The sequence below is a fragment of the Micromonospora sp. NPDC050695 genome (assembly GCF_040654415.1).
Lineage (GTDB): Bacteria > Actinomycetota > Actinomycetes > Mycobacteriales > Micromonosporaceae > Micromonospora.
Map to the genome: position 1 here is coordinate 1 of NZ_JBFAHZ010000025.1, position 20,056 is coordinate 20,056.

A 20,056-nucleotide genomic window follows, 5' to 3' on the forward strand; every position below is an offset into this window, starting at 1 on the left:
CCCTGCTGATCCCCGAACGCCGGGAACGCACCTGCCCCCGCGCCGTCAAACGAGCCCGCCACAACAGCTACCGCGTCAAGAATCGCGACGAGCCGACCAGCATCCGCCACCCAGACCCAGCCACCGTTCACATCTACCGTCTTCGACCCCACACAACATGATCAACTTAAGCTACGTGGCATTGAGCCTAGAGCGATGAGCCCGAAGCTCCCATGCACCGTTATGCTTAATTCCGGGACGGTCACCCAACCCGTCATGGGAAAGCGATTCGATCAAAGTCAGTGGATGAAACAACCAACTCACGTGAACAAAGTCGATGTCTTGTTGTCCGCCATAGACATGCAGACCATATTGGCGCGTTCCTTGAATCTCCGGGAACAACTGCCTACGATTTGAAAAATGGGCATGGAACCGGAGATGGCGGTAGGTTGCCCGACGCAAAACGCCCTCATTGGCGCCACTGAAGTGACTATCGGGGTGGATCAGTGCAGCCATCCCCTTTGGGGCTTGATTAGCCCACGCCCGCACCATAAATGCCCTATAAAGGTCCGGCTGCGTGCCGACCAAGAGTCGGTACGTACCGGACGAGCCGAAGACCTGGGATCTACCAACATTCGAGGCAAACTCCCTCAGCAAAAACCAGCGCCCCGCAGCCAGGAGGGCGGCCTTTTTTCGGTCACGCCATAGCTGCGTCGAGGGCTTCCCCGAGAGGGTGAACCAGGGGTCCAATTCGGCCAGTACAGTCGGCTCATCCCAGATAGGACGCACCCAAGGCGGGTTACCCACTTGAAGATCAAAGCCGCCCTTGACGAAGGCTTGAGAGAAAGTGAGTTCCCAGTGGAAGAAGCCCTCCTGTTCGGCGAGCAAGCTGGCGGCGAGAAGCCAGGGGAAGCGGTCAGACAGAGTCCAAGGCGAGTCGACGCCGATGACGCCGTCGAGCTTCCGCTCGAACTCGCTCATCTCGCTCAGGCTGGTGAGCGTCCGGCCGTAGAATCTCTCGGTGTTCTCGTCCACATCGCTACGGCCGATGAGTGCCTCGGCGAAGGTGAGCCAGTCGTCGAGGTTGGACAGCGGCACCTGCTGGCGGAGCTGTTCGGCCACCGTCATTCGCCGGGTCCCCCCGGTCGGCATCGTCGGCAGCTTCATCTGTTGCGGCTGCACGTTCCCGAAGATGTCCGCGGTCTCGTACACGGCCGGTTCCTCGTACGCCGGCTCGTCCCTGATATGTGAGACCTCGACGGGCGCGGCCGGGTAGACCGGGTCGGAACCGTCGAGCAGCCCAACCTTGTCCAGTGGCCAGAACCACAGCGCGCACCAGACGTCCATCAGCGTCTTGAGCCGCCAGTACGGCGTCCCAGGCGCGGTCAGGTCGGCGAGGATGTCCTCCCGGGGCACCGCTTCCGTGACCGGCGGCAGGTCCTCGGCACCCCAGACCGCGATGTCGCGGCGGATCTCCCGCTCAGAAATGTCGAGCCGCTGCTGCACCAGCCCCCACAGGAACTCGACCCGCCGCGCGAGGGCCTGCAACCGCTGCACCTGCGAGTTCTTCCCCTTGGCGGACGGCGTGCGCTTCATCGCCGTACGCCAGGCTTTCAATCGGGCGGTCTCGGCCGGCGCCAGCTCGCGGGCCTCCTTCTCGCCCGCTACCGCGCCCCAGCCATCGGCGGGGAGCAGGAAGTGGTGGATGGTGCCCTCGTCGATCGGCCCGTCCCGGAACGGCTGCTCCTTCGGGGCGGTGGTGAGCCACGACTTGTCGGCAAGCTGCTTCGGGCCGTAGGTCTTGCGGCCGGCGCCGATGAGTGAGTTGCCGCGTTGCAGGTGCAGGCCGAACCAGGGTGCCTGGAGGCCGGCGTGCATGACGTTGAGCCAGAGCGACACCTCGGCCAGCTCGACGGCGGTGCGGTTGAGGTCGACGCCGTAGCTGTTGTGCAGGGCGATGTACGCCTTCACGCGCTGGAGTTCGAGGTGGTACTGCTCCGGGTCCAGGTCGACCTGCAACTCGCGAGCGCGACGGCGCAAGTACTCCGCCGCGACCTGGTTGATCGCCTCGTTGAGGAACGCGCCGGAGCCGAGTGCCGGCTCGCAGATGGTCCAGTCCAGCAGTTCGCGGGCCGGGGTGACCGTGTCGTCCTGGTCGAGCCGGTACTTGAGGGCGAGCTGGACGGTGACCTCGGTGAGCGACTGCGGGGTGTAGTAGGAGGCGCTGGTCTGCCGGTCTCGGCCAGCAAGCCGGTAGACGAACTTGCCAGGCTCGTAGCTGACCCGGCTGCGCACGCCCGTGTACGGCTCCTCCCGGTAGACGAAGACGCTGTCGTCGTACTCGTCCGTCTTGGAAGCCGGGATCATCCACGAGCCGTCCTTCGGGTCGCCGTTCTTGGCGACCTCGAAGAGCTGCTCGGTGGCGACGAACCCGGTGTACGACATCAGACCCTCGTAGACCGCGCCGAGCTGGTTGATGCCGAGCTGGGCGTACGAGATGAAGCCGCCGCGGCGCTTCTTGCCGCCCTTGGTCAGCATCAGCCGGCGCAGCACCTCGTAGAGGACCTTGTTGCGCAGCCGCGTGTCGATCTTTGGGCCGTCCGAGTCGTCCGGGTCGCTGCCCGGTACGGCAATGAGCCGGCCGATGAGCTTCGTCTTCTCCGGCAGGAACAGGTCCGACTTCATCGGCTCGAAGCGCAGCCCCTCCCCCTCGCTGGCCTTCTCCTCCACCTCGGCGCCGCCGCGTGGCCGGTGTCCCTCGTTGACCATGCGGAAGAGCAGGTCGAGTGACTCGTACAGGTGGGTGCCGTCCTCGCCGGAGGGGGCGAGGCGGCGGGAGACGAGGTCACCGAGGCGGGTGAGGCTGTAGCCCTCGACGTACTGGGGGTCGTTGACCGGCAGTACGCCCAGTTCGGGGCGGGCCTCGGCGTAGAGCAGGAACAGGATGCGGTAGAGGTAGCGCAGCGACTCCCGGCCCAGTTCCTTGGCCAACTCGTCGAGGTCCATCACCTGCTGCGGCTGGTAGCCGGCCCGCCGAATCTGGTCGAGGACCTCGTTGGCGATGAGTTCGACGGAATCCTTCAGGCCCACACGAAGTTCGCTGGAGACACCGACGGCGTGCTGGCGGGAGCCGGCGACCAGGTCAGCGAGGGGTTCGGTGCCGCCCTCGGCGGGCGGACGCAGCGAGTCGGCGCCGAAGAGTGCGGCGACGACGTCGAACTCCTTGTCGTCGTTGCGGGCGTACGCGGTGTCGAGGCTTACCGCCAGGTAGCGGCCCTCACCCCAGACGGTGCGGTCGGCGAGGGTGATCACGCCGCCGCTGAGGATCAACACGTAGCGGGGCTTCGGGCTGTCGGCGGCGAAGAGCAGCGAGGCGAGCTTGGCGCCCGTCTCGATGGTCTCGGCGCTCGACAGGGTGAGCGGGTCGAGCAGGCGGCCGGCGTCGTCCGGGTCCTGTGCGGCCTCGGTGTCGACCGCCCACCCGCAGTCCAACGCGATGATGCCGTGTGCGGTGGTCAGCTCGGCGTGGGCGACGTGGACCTCGTACTCCTGGCCGTTGCGCTCGACGGTGATGGTCTGCGGCTGCGGGTCGAAGCCGAGCGCCCGCAACACGTCCTGGTGCTGTTTGCGCAGCCGCTCCGGGTCGAAGAAGTCGACGTCGGTCAGCTCGGTCTTGGCGTCGAAGTACTGCCGGCGCATGCCCCGCAGCCCGGCGCGCGGTGTGACCCGGCCGGACTTCTCGTCCTCGGTCCACTGCTTGAGCAGGCCGCCCTTGAGGGTCGTGGGCAGGATCTCGGCAAGGTAGTGCGCGGAGAGGTACTCGCCACGGTTGGTCAACGACTCGAAGCTCATGCGGCGTTCTCCTGCGACGGTACGAGGACGGCGAGCACCCGCAGCAGCGGGTCGCCGGCGGTTTCCAGGCGGTCGAGCAGGTCGTGCTGCTCCTGGACGGTGCTGTCGACGCGTTGGCGTCGCTTCTCCCGGTGCGCCCCGGGCAGCTCATCGAGGAGGCTGGCCTGTTGGAAAGTCCTCAGCTGCTCGCGGTGCCGCCGCAGTGGCTCGGCGTTGGCCTCGGCCCACTCGGCGCACTTGCCTTCCAGGTACTGCCGGGCAACCGCGACGGCCTCCGGCAGCAACTCCTTCAGCGGGTCGATGGCGATGGCCTCGGCGCGGTTGACCATCGTGGGGCCGACGTTGGCCTCGCGCAGCACCTCGTCCATCGGCCGGATCGTCGGCGACGCGGGCAGGTCGGAGATGGCCATCCACTGGACGACGGTGGGCTGGCCGAGGCGGTTGGCGTAGACGCCCTGGATCAGGAACGTCGGCGCGGTCACATCGGCGGTGAGCACCGGGGCCTGCTGGCGGCCCAGCCGGATCAGGACCTTGTCCACCAGCCAATCGACCATCGGGTGTACGTCGCTGAGGAAGGCGATGTCCGGCCACATCGGGGTCTTGCTCTGCCGGGCCTGGTCGAGTTTGCGCTGCGCGAGGGCACGGTCGAAGGTGACCTTGAGCCGCAGATCCTCACCCTCCCGGTGCGCCCGCAGGTAGGAGCGGGGCAGGTCGGTGAGCCGGTGCACCAGGTCGTGGGGGGCGAGGAAGGTCATGAGTTCGTCCTCGCGGCGCAGGTCGATGTGGTCCTCGGGGCGGTCCTCGTAGATCTCGTAGAGGGCGGCGTCGACGAAGTCCTGAGTGGAGTCGAAGAGCTTCGGAACCCGTGCCTGGAGCACGTCAGCCGTGACGGGCGCGGTGCCGACCTCCCCGAAGAGGTCCGCCATCACGTCGACCTCGGCGTGGGCAGCCTCGTAGGACTCGTCCACCGACTTGCCGGCGAGCAGATCCCGGACCAGCCGGTCCTCCTCGGCCTTGGCGTCGTACTGGCCGGTCACCGCCTCGACGCTGCCGAGGCTGCGGTGGGCGGTCTCCTCCCGGTTGAGCAGCTTCTCGGCGACCGTCCTGTCGTCCTTGGCGTCCTCCCGGTCGGAGGTGAGGATCAGTGCGCGGAACTGCGGCTGGTGCTTCTGCCCGTAGCGGTCGATACGGCCGTTGCGCTGCTCGATGCGGATGAGGCTCCACGGGATGTCGTAGTGGATCAGGTGGTGGCACTGCTGATGCAGGTTGACACCTTCCGAGGCGACATCGCCGGTGAAGAGCAACCGGACATCGCTGCCAGCCAGCTCGAACTCCTGCAGGATCGTCTGCTCGTCGGAGTCAGCCACCCCGCCGTGCAGCACCCGGATCGCGCTCGGCTTGAGGCCAAGCAGCCCGGGGACGACCTCGGCGAGCCACTTGATGGTCGGCACCCGCTCGGAGAAGACCACTGCCCGGGTGCTGCTGTTCTTGCCGACGCCGATCTTCCTCAGCTCGTCGACCAGGCCCTTGAGCTTGCTGGAGTCGCTGTCGGTCATCGCGGAGGTCAGCTCCGCGAGCCGGTCCAGCGCTGCCCGCTCGGTGCCGGTGGCCTTCTTGCGTCGGTTGGTCACCGTCTCGTGCAACGCCCGGTGTGAGGACAGAAACGACTTCAACAATGTGTACGGGAAGAGCCGGTGCTGCCCGGTGATCGGCTCGTCGGTCCATTTGCCGGCCAGCCACACGTCGGTCAACTCGTCGAAGATCTGCTCCTCGGTGGTGGTCGCCGTGCAGTGCAGGGCCTGGGAGGGGCCTCGGTCGGCCCAGCGGTCGCCGATCTGGTCGCGTACCTCCGGGCTGATCTTCGTGCGGCGCAGGTAGAGGTGCGCGATGTCGCTGGCCTGATAGTCCTTCTCGTTGGCGATCGCCGCCGGGTCGAGCAGCGAGATCAGCTGCGCGAACGACTCCTTGTCGCCGTTGTGCGGGGTGGCGCTGGCCAGCAGCAGTGCGTCGGTCTTCGCGGCCAGACGGCGGGCCAGCTCATTGCGCTGGGTGCCCTTGTTGATGAGGTTGTGCGACTCGTCGATGACGACGGCGTCCCAGGTCGTGGCGTCGAGGTGATGACCGAACTGGCCGGCGTCCTTGAGGGTGTCGACCGAGATGATGGCCCGCTTGAAGTAGGTGAACGGGTTGCGCCCGGCCGGGATCTCCTGCTGAATGCGCTGGATGCCGGTCGAGTCGAGCCGGACGAGCGGGATCGCGAACCGGGTCCACAGCTCCCGTTGGAACTGCTCCAGGACCTGCTGCGGGGAGACCACCAGGATGCGCTCGCCTCGGCCCCGGCGGATCAGCTCGGCGAGGATCAGCCCGATCTCCAGGGTCTTGCCCAGGCCGACGACATCGGCGAGCAGGATCCGTGGGCGCAGGCCAGCCAGCGCCAGCTCGACGGGGCGCTGCTGGTAGGTCAACGGGTCGAGGAGGAACCGGTCCGCGAGGGCCAAACCCCGCTCGGTGCGGGGCAGCGGAGTACGCCGCAGCACGGCCTCCAGGAAGAGGCGGCTCTGCCGGAACCGCGACGAGGTGTCCTGGATGAGGTCCGTCTCCTCGGGCACCAGCGGTGTGATGGTCTCAAGATCGGTGAAGAAAGTCGCCTCGACGTCCTGCACGAACTCGGATACACCGACCGCCTTCACCATCGTGCCGTCCGCGGTGCCGGTCTTGACGCTGCGGATCAGCCACTCCTCGTCGCGGACGACGATGCGGGAGCCCGGGGCGAAGGTCGCGGCCTGGGTGCTGGTCATCGGTGGTGCCTTCCTACAGGGTCGAGCGGCGGGCGTACTGGCGGCGCATCTTGTCGACGAGCCATGTCACATCGGCTGGCACGTTCGCGGGCCGCTCGGGGCCGCGCTTGTCGGGCTTTGGCGTCGGATCCGGAGGGGTCTCGTCCTCGACGACCGCGGTGCCCTCCGGGTCCTGCCGCGGATCATCCAGATCTGGCGGGACCAACAGTTCGGTGTCCCCGTCGTAGGTGAGCGCGGCCACCTCCTGCCGCAGGGCGTGGACGCTCTTGCCACTGGCAGCCGTGGCGACCGCGAGCAGCCGGGCGCGAACGTCGGTCAGGCCGGGGCGAGCGGTGGGGTCAAAGGCGAGCATCGTGCCGAGCAACTGCACCAGCTCGGCCGGCACGCCGGACAGGTCGGGAAGGTCGCTCGGCTCGCTGATGCGCAGCAGCAGATTCCAGGAGTTGGTCTGCGGGTAGAGCCCGTGGCCGGTGAGGGCGAAGACCAGCGTCGCGGCGAGGGCGTAGATGTCGACCGCCGGGGTGAGCTCCCGTTCACCCTTGACCTGCTCGGGCGACATGTAGGCGGGAGTGCCGACCAGGGCGCCAGGCTCGGTCAGGTAGTCGTCGCGCTCGATCAGCACCGCCAGGCCGAAATCGATCAGCTTGGGACCGTCGGGGCCAAGGATGATGTTTTGCGGCTTGAGGTCGCGGTGCAGCAGCTTGACCTGGTGCACCTTGGCGAGGCCTTCGGCGAGCATCGCGCCGACCATGGCGGCCAGCGGCAGGGGAAGCGGCCCCCGAGCGTCGACGTGCTGACGCAGCGTGGCGCCGGGAACGTACTCCACGGCGAGCCACGCCGGGCTCGCGTACGGGTCGGCGCCCTCCAGGCGGGCCACCCGGGAGCCGAAGACCAGCTTGAGGCTGTCGACCTCGGCGGCGAACCGCTCGCGCACCGTCGGCGCCTCGATCAGGTGCTGCTTGATCACCTTGACGGCGACCCGCTCGGCGGTCGGCGACACCGCGAAGAACACGTCGCCCATGCCACCTGAGCCAAGCGGCCGGAGCAGTTCATAGCCGCCGATTCTGCCCAGCGTCATTCGTCCCCCTCACGATGACACCCACCCCAACTACCGTCCCGCCCTGGACGTCTGGCGGACGCATGACCGTACAACGTACAACTTTCAACGAGGAAGCGTCCGAATGGCGGTTCCTGGTGGGCCTCGAATTCACACTTCGGTAGGCTCCAGTGTATGAGTCGACGTGTGACGATCTCCGTCCCTGATGACGTGGCCGAGCAGCTGGATGCGCTCCCGGCCCGCCAGGTTTCCGCGTATGTCACCGAAGCGCTGCGCCGGCGTCGGATATCCGACGACATGCGGGCCGCTCTGCGGGCAGCCGGGCACGGCGAGTTTCCGTACGACCCGCAGGGCGCCGTGCAGCGGCTGGCAACCCGGCAGGTGACACCGGAGATGCGCGAGGCGGCGATCGCCCGGGTCGCGGAGCTGTTGGAGCGGCCGGTCGACGAGGTCCGCGCCGACTTCGACCGGCCGAGCGCGGCATGAGCGCGCCGGTCTACGTGCTCGACACCGGCGCCCTGATGGCCTACGCCCAGGGCGTCGACGCCGTCGGTGAGGCGATGGTGGCGGCGGCCGACGCCGATGCGACAGTCGCCGTGCCGCTGGTCTGCCTGCTCGAGGCGTACAGCCTGCTCGACCACACCGAGCACGAGTACCTGACGATGCTGCGTCGCAACCCGACCGTCCAGGTCCTCGCGCCGGCCCTGCAGATCGACCAGGCCGACGACTGCCCGGTGATCGGGGGCATGGCCCGGCAGACCGGTCGCCTCGGCGCCGGCCACGCGGCGTTCCTCGCGATCAGTAGCGCTGCGGGCCTCATCACGTCTCGAGCGGATCAGGTGCGCAAGGTGCTCGGCGACGACTGGCCCATCGTCGAGGTCTGACTGTGACCAGCAAGCTTGTCAGCTGGTCCAAAACATCAGATCGCGTGCCTGCCGCGAACAAGCCGTCAGCTCCGGCACGCCCCGCGAAGGCACGACGTAGTGTCGAAGATGCCCTCCTGCGGCTCGGCGGAGCGGACCGGCCCGAATTCGCGGAACATCCCCGCCGCCCTCAGCTGACCGCCGCCCATCAACGCCCACCGTTCGGATAGAAGGTCTTCGACTCTCCGCCGCCCCGGATCATCGGGGTCTGCCCCACCGGACCATGCCGGTCGACACCGACAGCGTCTGTCGGTGCCGTCACGGGCACTCCGAGAGCATCGGCGACCTGTCGCGCCGCCGGATGTCGAACCGCAGTGTCCCGGACAGGCTCGAAGCCTGTTTCTCGTTCGCCGACGTCCTCAGTTGCCCGGCCAGGAACCGTTGACGGTCCTGGGTGTGGCGTTGCGCCTCAGGCCACCTGCGCGGCGGCCGACTCCTCGTCCAGTGCTCCGGCGAAGTGGCACGCCGCCGCGTGCCCGGTGCCCACCTGCAGCAACGGCGGGGTGCTGGTGGCGCAGACGTCCTCGGCCTTCCAGCAGCGGCTGCGGAACCGGCATCCGGTCGGCGGGTCCATCGGGCCGGGCACGTCGCCGGTCAGTCGGATCCGCGCCTTGGGCGCCGCGCCGCGCGCCACCCCCAGGTCGGGTACGGCGGAGAGCAGCGCCTGGGTGTACGGGTGCTGTGGCGTGCCGTAGAGCGCGTCCCGGTCGGCGATCTCGGCGACCCGCCCGAGGTACATGACCGCCACCCGGTCGCAGAAGTGTCGTACCACGCCCAGGTCGTGCGCGATGAAGACGAACGCGATGTTGAACTCCTTGCGCAGGTCTTCGAGGAGGTTCATCACCTGCGCCTGGATCGACACGTCGAGGGCGCTGACCGGTTCGTCGGCGACGATCACCTTGGGCTGTACGGCGAGCGCGCGGGCGATGCCGATGCGTTGCCGTTGGCCGCCGGAGAACTCGTGCGGGTACCGGTTGTAGTGCTCCGGGTTGAGGCCCACCACCTCCAGCAACTCTCGTACCCGGTTCAACTCCTTGCCCTTGGGCACGAGGTTGTGCACGCGCAGGGGGGCGCCGATGATGGTGCCCACCGTGTGCCGCGGGTTGAGCGACGAGTACGGGTCCTGGAAGATCAGCTGCAGCTCCCGCCGGTACGGCCGCAGGTCCCTCTCCTTCAGGTGCGTAATGTCGGTGCCCTGGTAGAGGACCTGCCCGCCGGTCGGCTCCAGCAGCCGGGTGATCAGACGTCCGGTGGTGGTCTTGCCACAGCCGGATTCGCCGACGAGACCGAGCGTCTCGCCCACGCGCAGTTGCAGCGACACCCCGTCGACGGCCCGGATCCGGTGTGTGTCGCGGCCGAACCATCCGTCGCCCCGGGCGGTGAAGTGCATCTGCAGGTCCCGCAGCTCCAGCAACGGCGTCCCGGTCGTGCCGGCGGGCGCAGCGAGAGTCGCGGTGTCGGTTGAGGATGTCAACTCGTGCTCCTTCAGGGCAGCCGGGGCAGGATGTCGGTCGCGAAGATCCCGGCCGGGTCAGACAGGTGGCAGCGGGCGGTCCGAGTGGTGTCGTCGGTGCGGGAGACCAGATCGGGCAGTTCGACCGAGCACGCGGCGCCGGGTACCCGGCCGGCGAACTCGCAGCGCGGGTGGAACGAGCACCCGCTGGGCAGCGCGAGCAGGCTGGGCGGCGTGCCGGGAATGGGGTGCAGCCGGGCCGGTTCGCCGGAGACCGCCGGGATGCTCTCCAGCAGACCCCAGGTGTACGGGTGCAGTGGCCGGCCGAGGATCGACTCGGCCCGGCCGTACTCGACGCCGCGGCCGCCGTACATGACCAGCACGTCGTCGGCGATCTCGGCGACGACGCCGAGGTCGTGGGTGATGAAGAGGACCGCCGAGCCAAAGTCCTGCTGTAGTTCCATGATCAGGTCGAGGATCTGCGCCTGCACGGTGACGTCCAGCGCGGTGGTGGGCTCGTCGGCGATCAGCAGCTTGGGGTCGTTGACCAGGGCCATCGCGATCATCGCGCGCTGCCGCATGCCGCCGGAGAACTGGTGCGGGTAGTCGTCCAGGCGACGGCGCGGGTTGGGGATGCCGACCCGGCCGAGCATGTCGACCGCTCGGTCCCGGGCCACCCGCTTGGACACCCGGTGGTGCGCCCGGTACGCCTCGATGATCTGGTCACCGACGGTGAAGTACGGGTGCAGCGACGACTGGGGGTCCTGGAAGATCATCGCGGCGTTGGCTCCCCGCCGCTTGCGAAGCTCGGCGGGCGGCATGCCGACGATCTCCTCGCCGCCGACCGTGATCGAGCCGGTCATCCGGGTGCTACGCGGGTCGTGCAGGCCCATGATGGCCATGCTGGACACGCTCTTGCCTGAGCCGGATTCGCCGACCACGGCGAGGGTGCGGCCCAGCGGCAGGGAGTAGCTGAGCCCCTGGACCGCCTGCACGAGCCCGTCGGCGGTCGGGAAGGTGACGGTGAGGTCGGTGACCTCCAGGTAGGACTGCCCTTCGGTGCGGTCGCCGGTGACCCGGCGGGCGCGGGAGACCGTTTCGGGCCGTCGGTTCGGGGTCGACAGCAGTTGCGGTTCGGTCATCCCAGCCTCACTCGCGGGTCGAGGATCGTGTAGAGGATGTCGACGAGCAGGTTCATCGCGACCAGCACCACCGAGCCGATCAGCACGCCACCCATGAGCACCGGCAGGTCGTACTGGTTGAAGGCCCGCAGGGTCAGCACGCCGAGGCCGGGCAGCCCGAACATCGCCTCGGTGAAGATCGCGCCGGTCAACTGGAAGGCCAGGTCGAGGCCGAAGATCGTGGCGATCGGGGTGATCGCGGCGCGCAGGCCGTGGCGGTAGACCACCCGGCGTTCGCTGATGCCCTTCGCGCGGGCGGTGCGGATGTAGTCCTCGCCCAGCGTCTCGATCATCGACGCGCGGGCGTAGCGGGTGTACGAGGCGGCGTTGGCCAGGCCGAGCGTCAGCCAGGCGGCCAGCAGCCCGGTCGCCCAGGTGAGCGGGTTCTCCAACAGTGGGTGGTAACCGGCGTGCGGCAGGAACGTCACGTAGAGGGAGACGAGCAGCGCCACCACGAAGTACGGCACGGCGTTGATGCCGAGCGAGGTGCCGACCATGAGCCGGTCCAGGTAGGTGCCTCGTCTTCGGGCGGCGATGATGCCGCCGAGGATGCCGGCGATCAGGTACACCAGGGCGCCGCCGAGGACGATGGAGACGGTGACCGGCAGCGCCTGTCCGATCAGTTTGGTCACCGGCTGGCCGAGGGTGTACGAGTAGCCGAGACAGGGCGCGTCGCACTCGATGGTGAGCCCACCGGAGTGGTACGTGCGCCCGACCGCCAGGCCCTTGAGATACTCGCCGACCTGCTGCACGACGGGCTCGTCGAGGTTGAGGCTGGCGCTGATGTCGGCGTAGCGCTCCGGGGTGCAGCGCTGGCCGCAGATCGTCCCGGCCGGGTCGGTGGGGGCGACGAAGAACAGGCCGAAGCTGGCGACCAGCGTCACGATGACGACGGAGACCGCGCTGGCGATCCGTCGCAGGATGTAGATGAGCACCGCCGAGGCTCCTGGTGGCAGCGGGCCCGGGCTGGGAGCCGAGGCCGGAACGGGGAGAGGGGTGGACGCCGGCCGGCACAGGTGCCGGAGGCCGGCCGGCGTCCACGGTCGGGAGGGCGGAAGATCAGTTCTTGAGGAACATGTTCAGGTAGAACGGCTCACCCGCGGAGGCGTCGCCCTCGGCGCCACCGATGTTCGTGCCGGTGACGAAGGCGAGCTTGCCGTAGTAGCGCGGCAGGACCACGTACTTGCCCATGATCTCCTTGTCCAGCTCACCCCACTTGGCGACGGCCTGGTCGGCCGGGAGGTTGCCGATCTCGTCGATCTTGGCGTCCAGCGCCTTGTCGCTGAGCTCGCCCCAGCTGAGACTGTCGCTGATGCTGTGCGTCTGGAACAGCACCGGGAACCAGCTCCCGCCGCTCGGCCAGTCCGAGCACCAACCCTGCGGCGCCTGGCCCATGTTGACCGGAGCGTCGTAGTCTCCGATCTTGGAGCGCAGCTCCGCGGTGGTGACACCGATCGGCTTCACGGTGAAACCGGCCGCCTTCAACGCGTCGACCCGGATCTGGTTGGTCTGCTGCGCGATCGGCTTGGTGTTGTCGTAGTACCAGCTGAGCTCGAAGCCGGCCTTGCCGGCCGCCGCCAGGTCGGCCTTGGCTGCGGCCGGGTCGCCCTGGCCGACACCACTCAGGCCCGGCAACGGCTCGTACTTGGTGTAGCCCGGCACGCTCGGCGGCAGGATGGTGCTGGCCGGCTGAGAGTTGAAGCTGTTCAGGCCGGCGGCCTTGGTGATCTGGTCGTACGGGTACGCCTTGGCGATCGCCTTGCGCACCTCCAGCGGGATCTTGCGGGTGTCCATCTGCACCGAGTAGGTGCAGGGCTGCTCGCCCTGGACCAGCTGGGCCTTCTTGTCCCCGGTCAGCTGCGGGATCAGCGAGGCGTCGACGGCGCCGTAGTTGAGCGCGTTGGCGTCCTCGCCGGCGCTGTTGAGCACCTGCTGCTGGGTCTTCGGGTCCTCGCCGCCCCACTTGAAGTCGAAGCCGTCCGGGTACTGGTGCCGCACCGCGTCGGTGTTCGGGTCCCAGTGCGGGTTCCTCTTCAGCTTCAGCTCGGTGCCCGGGGTGTAGGTGTCGAACTGGTACGGCCCGGTCGCGAGGGGGTTGTTCTTGTAGTTCTCCTTGGTGTCCTTGGCCTTCGGGATCGGGGTGAACACCGGGAAGGTCAGGTAGAGGGGCAGGTCCGCGTACGGCCGGGCCAGGTGGATGACCAGGGTGGTCGGGTCCGGGGTCTCCACACCGGCGTAGGTGTCGCCGCTGACGTAGGGGCCCTTGTACTTGTCGCCGTCCTTGAAGGTGGTCAGCTGGTACGTCGGGCCGTTGGCGAACACGTCGTGGGCGAACGACCGCTTGATCGCGTACGCCAGATCCTCGACCTTGACCTCGCTGCCGTCGGCGTACTTGATGCCCGACTGCATCTTGAACGTCCAGGTCAGCTTGTCCGACGAGACGGTGCCGAGGTCGGTCAGGTCCGGCACGAGCACCGGCTTGCCGTTGCGGATCGCGAACTGGGTCGGGCTGCGGAAGAGCAGCTTCTCGATCGCCAACGCGTCGGCGTAGTAGGTGTCGGTCGGGTCGAAGGTGTTCGGGGTCAGCTGGGAGTAGACCGTGATGACGCCGCCCTTCTTGGCGCCGGGCACCTCGGCCGCCGGCCCCTTGGCGGTCGGGTCGTACGTGCTCTGCTGGGTTTCGATGCCCTTGGTGTCACCTCCACCGCTGCTGCCGTTGTTCGACGAAGGGCTACCGCAGCCAGCCACCGCCACGGTGGCGGCCAGTGCGGCGGCGAGACCAACCTTCAGTTGCCTCACAGACGTGCTCCTGTCTTGTCTTCCGGTGTTACTTCAGCCCAGGGCGTCCTCATCGACGGGTCCGGGGATCGAAGGCATCGCGCACGGCGTCGCCGAGCAGGCTCAGGGCGAGCACCAGAATCGTGATGCCAAGTACGGGCAGCCACAGGTAGAGCGGGTCGGCCCGGTAGTACGTGGTGGCGGCCGAGATCGTCAGACCCCAGGACGGTGTGGGTTCGATCAGCCCCGCCCCGAGCACGGTCAGACCGGCCTCTGCCACGACGTAGCCGGGCAGGGCCAGCGACACGGAGACCACGATCGGTGCCACCAGGTTCGGCAGCAGCTCCCTTGAAGAGCACCTGCCGGGTCGGGATGCCGAGCACTTTGGCCGCCGCGACGAACTCGCGCTCTCGCAGCGAGAGCACCTGCCCGCGGACCAGGCGGGCGAGGCTGGCCCACCCGAAGAACGACAGCACGCAGATCAGCGAGATGAAGCGGATCTGGGCGACGTCCTCGGACCCGGCACCGTCCGGGCCGCCGAAGATCGCGACCAGGACGGCGGAGCTCGCGATCGCGAAGAGCAGGTACGGCAGGCTGAGCACCAGGTCGATCAGCCAGGAGAGCACCCGGTCGACCCAGCCGCCGGAGAAGCCGGCGACCAGACCCACGACCACACCGATGATCGTGGTGATCGTGGTGACCGCGACGGCAACGATGAGCGACGGCCGGGCGCCGTACACCCAGCGGGCGAAGAGGTCGCGGCCCAGGCGGGGCTCCACCCCGAACCAGTGTTCGCTGGTCGGCCCGATCGTCGGGAAGCCGAACTCGTCGATCAGGTCCTGGTGCAGGTCGCTGGCGTTCTGCCCCGCCAGCCGGGCGAGCAGCGGCGCGAAGATCGCGATCAGGACGTAGGCGACACAGATCGCAGCGCAGATCATCGCGATCCGGTCGCGGCGCAACCGGGCCAGGGCGATCCGGGTCGGCGACTTGCTGACCGTCCGGACCGGGGCGACGGGCGACGCCACGCTCTGCACCCGTTCGTCGCCCGGCTCTCCGGCGCGGAGCACCTGGGGCTCCGTGACCATCGGCTCCACGCGGGACGACCTCCTCATCGTGCTGACACATGACACCGCCACCCGAGCGGTTCTCCGTCCGGGTGGCGGCTCTAATGCCGGAACGTCATCCAGACAAATGATTTCGTTGTGGGTCCGCCCTGTTGCAGGTTAATTACGTGGACAACGCCAACCTGGCCTTTCGGACTGCCGGCCACAGTCCTCGTCGGCGACCGCGGCGCGACAGTCACCTCATGACGCGGAGTGACGTAGCAGCCCCGCCGTCGCCGCCACCGGGCAGCAGCGGCCCGCCATAAGGGCTGTTCAATGCGTCGATCTATCGATGCGTCGAACATAACGTTGACCGAGGCAACGACAGTTCATCACTTGCTGTAACGGCACTCAATGGGGCATTGCCGTCCAAGAATACGATTCCACGAAGCAGCCAGCGCATTAGCCACGCACAGAGGAAGGAGGTCTTCGGAACGATTTTGCATTGACTGCAATGCTCATCTGATGCACCGTACCGAATTCCCGGGCCGTACGGGCTGGACGATACGTAGCGCGACATCGGCGCAAGCGGACCGCGCACTCCTGCTCGGCAGTCGCTGGTCGGCCGGGGGCACCGACACCTCGTCGGGGTGCCGGACCAGATCACCGGGCTCGAGGTCGCCGCGGAGAATCTGAGGGCTGACACGCCCTTCCGGTCGCGCTAGCGTCCATGGCGGACGATCGACGTCCACCCGACCTCACCGCAGGAGACGCCGATGTTCGAGGAGTTCCTGGGCATTCCCGCCCACCCTCTCGTGCTGCACGCCGCGGTCGTTTTCGTGCCGCTGCTGGCCCTCCTGACGATCGGCTACGCGCTCGTCGCCCCGGTCCGGCCGCACACCCGCTGGGTGCTGGGGCTGCTCGCCCTGGGCGCGCCGCTCTGCGCCCTGATGGCGAAGCTCACCGGTGACGCCTTCTTCGAGCGGATGCGCTCCGCCAACCGGGTCACGCCCGAGTTCGTCCCGAAGCTGGAGGCGCACCAGGATTTCGGTGACCTCACCCTCTACGCGACGATCGCGCTGGCGGTCGTGGCGTTGGCGCTGGTCCGGTTCGTCCCGCCGGGAACCGCCGAGGGCGTACGCCCTGGTCGGGCGCTGACCATCGCGTTGCAGGTGTTGTCGCTGCTCGCCGCCGGCATCGCCGTGTACTACGTGGTCCGCACCGGCGACTCCGGCGCGAAGGCGGTCTGGGAGGGCCAGTGACTCGGTAGTACGCCAGACCGGTCGCCGGGCAGCTCGGTACGGCAGATGGTGTGCTGGTGCGGCCCGGTTGCAGGTCGGGCCGCACCAGCTCGTTGACCGTCAGCTGGCCTGGTACGCCCGGATGACGGTCTGGTCGATACCGCTACCACCGTTCGCGGCGGCCTTCACCCGCAGCGAGACGGCCTGCCCGGAGGTGGTCTTCGGCAGGTCGAACCGGTAGCCGTCACCGCTGCCGGTGACCCGGGCCGTCTTCCAGGTGGCGCCGTCGTCGGTCGAGGTCCAGACCTGCATCGACGTCACCTTCTGCGCCTTCACGCCGTGTGCCTGCCGGACGGCCAGCTCGGCCGTGCCACCGACCGTGTGGTTGTTGTGGTCCATCGGCAGGGCGTAGTCGACCGCGAGCAGCGGCAACGGCACACTTCCGGTCCCGTCCGGCCCGGCGGACCGGAACGTCCACGAGGTGTTGACCTTCGTCGAGATCGGCAGGATCAGGCTCGTGTCGACGTCGAGGGTCAGCCGGTAGTCGGCCATCGACTGCCCGACGGTGAAGTCGCCGAACGGGCCGTTGCGCTGCTCGACCAGCTTGCCGTCGCGATACAGCGACAGGGTGCGCCGCACGCCGACCGCTTCGCCCTGCAGGCAGTCGGCGCGCTGGTGCTGGTCGGTCAGCGACACCAGGTCGATGTGCAGGTTGCCCCGGGTCCGCGACGGTGCGGAAGCGCAGGTCCACCCCGCGCCGGCCGGGTCGTCGTACCAGTCGGAGTGCAGCGGCTGCCGCGCCCAGATCTTCGGCTGCCGGCTGCCCGGCAGGTACTGCCGGGGCGCCTCCATGGCCGGCAGGCCGCCGTAGATACCGGTGTCGGCCCAAACGATCTCGGGCGAGACGTAGGAGGTCCGGGCCGGCGGCATCGGGCCCTCGTCGGTCTGGGTCACCGCCACCCCGTCCGGAGTCGCGCCCACGCGGAGCAGCTGGGTGGGCATATCCGGTGAGTCGGTCTGGTGGAACCGCTCGTCGATGCGGGCCAGCCGGGCCTGCTCGGCCCGGCTCATCCGGAACGACGGGTCGGCCGGCACCCCGCCCACGTACTCGTGCACGAGGTTGTAGCGGTACGGGTTGGCGGTCCCGGCCGGCGAGTCGAGGTTGACCGCCGCCCAGGTGCGCCGGGACCCGATGGTGGGCTTCGGGATCGCGGTGCTGCGGAGCGCCGTCGCTACCCCGAAGCCGCTGATCTGCTCCCACCACGACAGGCCGTTCGCCGCGGTCTGGACGTTGGTGAAGTCGATCCGGGTGGGCTTGGTGGGCACCCCGTCGACGGTTCCGGTGACCGGCCGGGCCTGCGCCGGGTCGAGGGTCACGCTGCGCGCGCCGTGCACATCCAGGTCACCGGCGGCGGCGAGGGTGCTTTCCCGCACGTCACTGTCGACGTAGTAGGCCACGGACGAGCCGAGCACCGAGTATCGGCCGGCCGGAACCCGCAGGGTGAAGGTGTCCCCGGGGGTGCCGTTGACCCCGCGGTAGTAGAGCAGGGGGTCGGTGAGGTTGGCGACCATGACCCTGACCCAGGAATCCGCGCCGTCCCGCAGGCCGGGCAGCGGCTTGGTGCGGATCGTCAGGTCGTAGCTGGGCGGCTCGACGTAGAAGCTCACCGGCGTGGTCACGACCGCGTTGCGGCCGGTGCGGGCCGTGACGGTGGCCACGTAGAAGCCCGGCCGGTTGGCAAACGCCGCGCGGTTGAGGCGCAGCGTCGCCCCCGCCGTGGCGCCGCGCTTGAGCGTCACCCGGGTCGTCGACAGCGACGCGGCGCCGCGCGGCACCGGTTGGCCGTCGTGGTTGACGATCGACACGTCGAGGTCGAGAACGCTCGTCGCCGGGGTGGACCCGCCGGTCCAGCTGAGCTTCGTCGCGCTGGTCCCGGACTGCGGGTACGCGAACGTGCCGAGGTTGACCACCGGCTGGTCGCTGGTCGGGCCGCCGAGGGCGCGGGCCGCGTTGAGGCGGCCGGCCCCGATGGCGTACGGGTCGATGCCGGTCAGCGGGTCGGCCGCGCCGACGAGCGCGGCCTTGATCTTCTCGCCGGTCCAGTCGGGGTGCCGCTGGGCGAGCAGCGCGGCGGCGCCCGCCACGTGTGGGGAGGCCATCGACGTGCCGCTGCTGGCCTCGTAGTACCTGTCGATCGGCGTCTGCAGGTTGGTGCCGGCGGCGCGGGCGGCGACGATGTCGACGCCGGGCGCGACGATCTCCGGCTTGGCCGCGTGGTTGTTGATCAGCGGTCCCCGGCTGGAGAAGTAGGCGAGCTTGTCGTCACGGTCGACGGCGCCGACGGTGAGCGCGGTGGCGGCCGAGCCGGGCGAGGAGATCTGCGCGCCGCTGTTGCCGGCCGCGATGACGAAGAGCGTGCCGGTCTGCCGGCTCAGGGCGTCGACGGCGAGTGAGAGGGGGTCGCTGCCGTCGTCGGCCCCGATGCCGCTGAGGCTCATGTTGATGATGTCGGCCCGGGTGGACGCCCACTCCATGGCGGCGATGATGCCGGAGTCGTCGCCGGACCCGTGGTCGTCGAGGACCTTGCCGATCACCAGCTTGGCGTCCGGCGCGACGCCGCGACGCTGGCCGTGGGCGGCCGCGCCGGTGCCGGCGATTGTCGACGCGACGTGCGTACCGTGGCCGTTGTGGTCGACGGCGTCCCCGCCCTCGGCGGTGAAGTCGGCCCGGTCGACAACCCGGCCGGCCAGGTCCGGGTGGGTGAAGTCGGCGCCGGTGTCGAGCACCGCGACGCGGACGCCCTTGCCGGTGTAGCCGGCCTTCCACGCCTCCGGGGCGTCGATCTGGGCGAGGTTGCGGTCCAGGTCGGCGGGCTTCGCACCGGCGGGCAGGGCGGTGGCGCGGACCTTGCGGTCCAGCCAGACCTTCTTCGCTCCGGCGAGCAGCGAGTTCGTCGCGAGCTTCGCGGTGGCCGGGCTCTTCTTGGGTACGTGTCCGGCCACCGCGCCGATGCTGGAGAGCGTCTGCACGTCGGCGAGCGCGGCCACCCGGGCGGAAGCGGTGGCGGGCTGCACGATGACGGGCAGCTGGGAGGTGGTCTCGTCGTCGTACCCGTCCGCGATCAACGCGGTGACGTCGAAGAGGTCAGGATCGAGGACCGCGCCGATCTGGGACTCGACGCGGGCGGGGATGACGTGCAGGTGACCGTCCGGGCCGCAGGTCTGACGGATCACGTCGTTGCCGTCGACGGGCCGTACGGTGGCCTGCGGGCATCCGGGGCCGGTGCTCCGGACGTTCACCACGTCTCCGGTGAGCAGGGTGACGGTGCGTGTCTTCGGGTCTGTGGAGGTGCCGGGTGTGCCTGTTGGGGCACCCCCGCTGGGCCCGGCTGTCGCGGTGCCGCCCGGCAGGGCGGTCAGCGCCGTGGCCGTCATGGCGACGGCCAGCAGCCAGTGCGTTTTCCTGAGCATTTCGCTCCTGTCTCATGTGGACAAATGCGCCGCTTCGGCGACATAGCGCAAGATCATATGCCCGGGTACCGGATCCTCGGGAGTCGGTGACCAGGTTTTTTCCCCGCCGGAGCAGGGGTTTCCGCCATGTGTCGGCGCCCGGCCCACTTCGATGTCGGTTCGATTACCGCTATTTTTCCCGATCCGGATAACGGCCGACGGCGACCACCCGAAGGGATCGACGTGACCTCCACTCGCACCTAACATGGCGACGAATGGATCTTCACGATTGGCCCCTGCC

At 68.8% G+C, this 20,056-nt stretch carries 12 protein-coding genes and 1 pseudogene; 3 read left to right on the plus strand and 10 right to left on the minus strand.

The annotated features are described in order from the left end of the window. Nucleotides 1-171: 171 nt before the first annotated feature. The 3 genes from AB0H52_RS19545 to AB0H52_RS19555 are packed head-to-tail and all read right to left on the minus strand — an operon-like array spanning nt 172 to nt 7,707. Complete coding sequence (locus AB0H52_RS19545; protein WP_357949061.1) at nt 172-3,831, minus strand: class I SAM-dependent DNA methyltransferase; 3,660 nt, start codon at nt 3,829-3,831, stop codon at nt 172-174. Further along, nucleotides 3,828-6,629, minus strand: coding sequence for a helicase-related protein (locus tag AB0H52_RS19550; protein ID WP_357949064.1), 2,802 nt, complete (start codon nt 6,627-6,629; stop codon nt 3,828-3,830). The genes AB0H52_RS19545 and AB0H52_RS19550 overlap by 4 nt, the downstream gene beginning before the upstream one ends. A gap of 13 nt (nt 6,630-6,642) precedes the next feature. Next, nucleotides 6,643-7,707, minus strand: a complete 1,065-nt coding sequence (locus tag AB0H52_RS19555; protein ID WP_357949067.1) for a serine/threonine-protein kinase — start codon at nt 7,705-7,707, stop codon at nt 6,643-6,645. Between the two features lie 153 nt (nt 7,708-7,860). Here AB0H52_RS19555 and AB0H52_RS19560 point away from each other — a divergent pair, with 153 nt between their 5' ends. Beyond that, nucleotides 7,861-8,172 (plus strand): hypothetical protein, encoded by a 312-nt coding sequence (locus tag AB0H52_RS19560; protein WP_151489394.1) that lies wholly within the window; start codon nt 7,861-7,863, stop codon nt 8,170-8,172. Continuing rightward, entirely contained in the window at nt 8,169-8,570 is a 402-nt protein-coding gene (locus tag AB0H52_RS19565) for a hypothetical protein (protein WP_151489395.1), read from the plus strand. The genes AB0H52_RS19560 and AB0H52_RS19565 overlap by 4 nt, the downstream gene beginning before the upstream one ends. A 448-nt stretch (nt 8,571-9,018) precedes the next feature. Here AB0H52_RS19565 and AB0H52_RS19570 read toward each other — a convergent pair whose 3' ends face one another. The 6 genes and pseudogenes from AB0H52_RS19570 to AB0H52_RS19595 form a co-directional block, all read right to left on the minus strand. Then, entirely contained in the window at nt 9,019-9,999 is a 981-nt protein-coding gene (locus AB0H52_RS19570) for an oligopeptide/dipeptide ABC transporter ATP-binding protein (RefSeq protein WP_357949147.1), read from the minus strand. A gap of 95 nt (nt 10,000-10,094) precedes the next feature. Beyond that, nucleotides 10,095-11,204, minus strand: coding sequence for an ABC transporter ATP-binding protein (locus AB0H52_RS19575; RefSeq protein WP_357949072.1), 1,110 nt, complete (start codon nt 11,202-11,204; stop codon nt 10,095-10,097). After that, nucleotides 11,201-12,178, minus strand: a complete 978-nt coding sequence (locus tag AB0H52_RS19580) for an ABC transporter permease (RefSeq protein WP_357949075.1) — start codon at nt 12,176-12,178, stop codon at nt 11,201-11,203. Before AB0H52_RS19580 ends, AB0H52_RS19575 begins: the two co-directional genes overlap by 4 nt. Before the next feature lie 124 nt (nt 12,179-12,302). After that, the gene (locus tag AB0H52_RS19585; RefSeq protein WP_225854349.1) at nt 12,303-14,042 is read right to left on the minus strand and encodes an ABC transporter substrate-binding protein; all 1,740 of its coding nucleotides are present in this window, start codon (nt 14,040-14,042) and stop codon (nt 12,303-12,305) included. A gap of 49 nt (nt 14,043-14,091) precedes the next feature. Next, the gene (locus AB0H52_RS19590) at nt 14,092-14,349 is read right to left on the minus strand and encodes a hypothetical protein (protein ID WP_357949150.1); all 258 of its coding nucleotides are present in this window, start codon (nt 14,347-14,349) and stop codon (nt 14,092-14,094) included. 79 nt (nt 14,350-14,428) lie between these two features. Next, nucleotides 14,429-15,133: pseudogene (locus AB0H52_RS19595) on the minus strand (ABC transporter permease); the annotation flags it as partial. 707 nt (nt 15,134-15,840) lie between these two features. Here AB0H52_RS19595 and AB0H52_RS19600 point away from each other — a divergent pair. Then, nucleotides 15,841-16,326, plus strand: a complete 486-nt coding sequence (locus AB0H52_RS19600; RefSeq protein ID WP_151489399.1) for a DUF2231 domain-containing protein — start codon at nt 15,841-15,843, stop codon at nt 16,324-16,326. A 99-nt stretch (nt 16,327-16,425) separates the two neighbouring features. On the opposite strand, the gene AB0H52_RS19605 is transcribed toward AB0H52_RS19600, so the two are convergent. Further along, nucleotides 16,426-19,776 carry a S8 family peptidase gene (locus tag AB0H52_RS19605; protein ID WP_357949078.1) on the minus strand — a complete coding sequence of 1,117 codons (3,351 nt, stop codon included), beginning with the start codon at nt 19,774-19,776 and terminating at the stop codon, nt 16,426-16,428. Nucleotides 19,777-20,056 lie beyond the last annotated feature (280 nt).

Excerpts from the sequence above, each read along its gene's own strand:
- AB0H52_RS19545 (WP_357949061.1), bottom strand. The coding sequence starts at position 3,831 with ATGAGCTTCGAGTCGTTGACCAACCGTGGCGAGTACCTCTCCGCGCAC.
- AB0H52_RS19605 (WP_357949078.1), bottom strand. The coding sequence starts at position 19,776 with ATGCTCAGGAAAACGCACTGGCTGCTGGCCGTCGCCATGACGGCCACG.
- AB0H52_RS19570 (WP_357949147.1), bottom strand. The coding sequence starts at position 9,999 with ATGCACTTCACCGCCCGGGGCGACGGATGGTTCGGCCGCGACACACAC.
- AB0H52_RS19565 (WP_151489395.1), top strand. The coding sequence starts at position 8,169 with ATGAGCGCGCCGGTCTACGTGCTCGACACCGGCGCCCTGATGGCCTAC.
- AB0H52_RS19560 (WP_151489394.1), top strand. The coding sequence starts at position 7,861 with ATGAGTCGACGTGTGACGATCTCCGTCCCTGATGACGTGGCCGAGCAG.
- AB0H52_RS19575 (WP_357949072.1), bottom strand. The coding sequence starts at position 11,204 with ATGACCGAACCGCAACTGCTGTCGACCCCGAACCGACGGCCCGAAACG.
- AB0H52_RS19555 (WP_357949067.1), bottom strand. The coding sequence starts at position 7,707 with ATGACGCTGGGCAGAATCGGCGGCTATGAACTGCTCCGGCCGCTTGGC.
- AB0H52_RS19550 (WP_357949064.1), bottom strand. The coding sequence starts at position 6,629 with ATGACCAGCACCCAGGCCGCGACCTTCGCCCCGGGCTCCCGCATCGTC.
- AB0H52_RS19600 (WP_151489399.1), top strand. The coding sequence starts at position 15,841 with ATGTTCGAGGAGTTCCTGGGCATTCCCGCCCACCCTCTCGTGCTGCAC.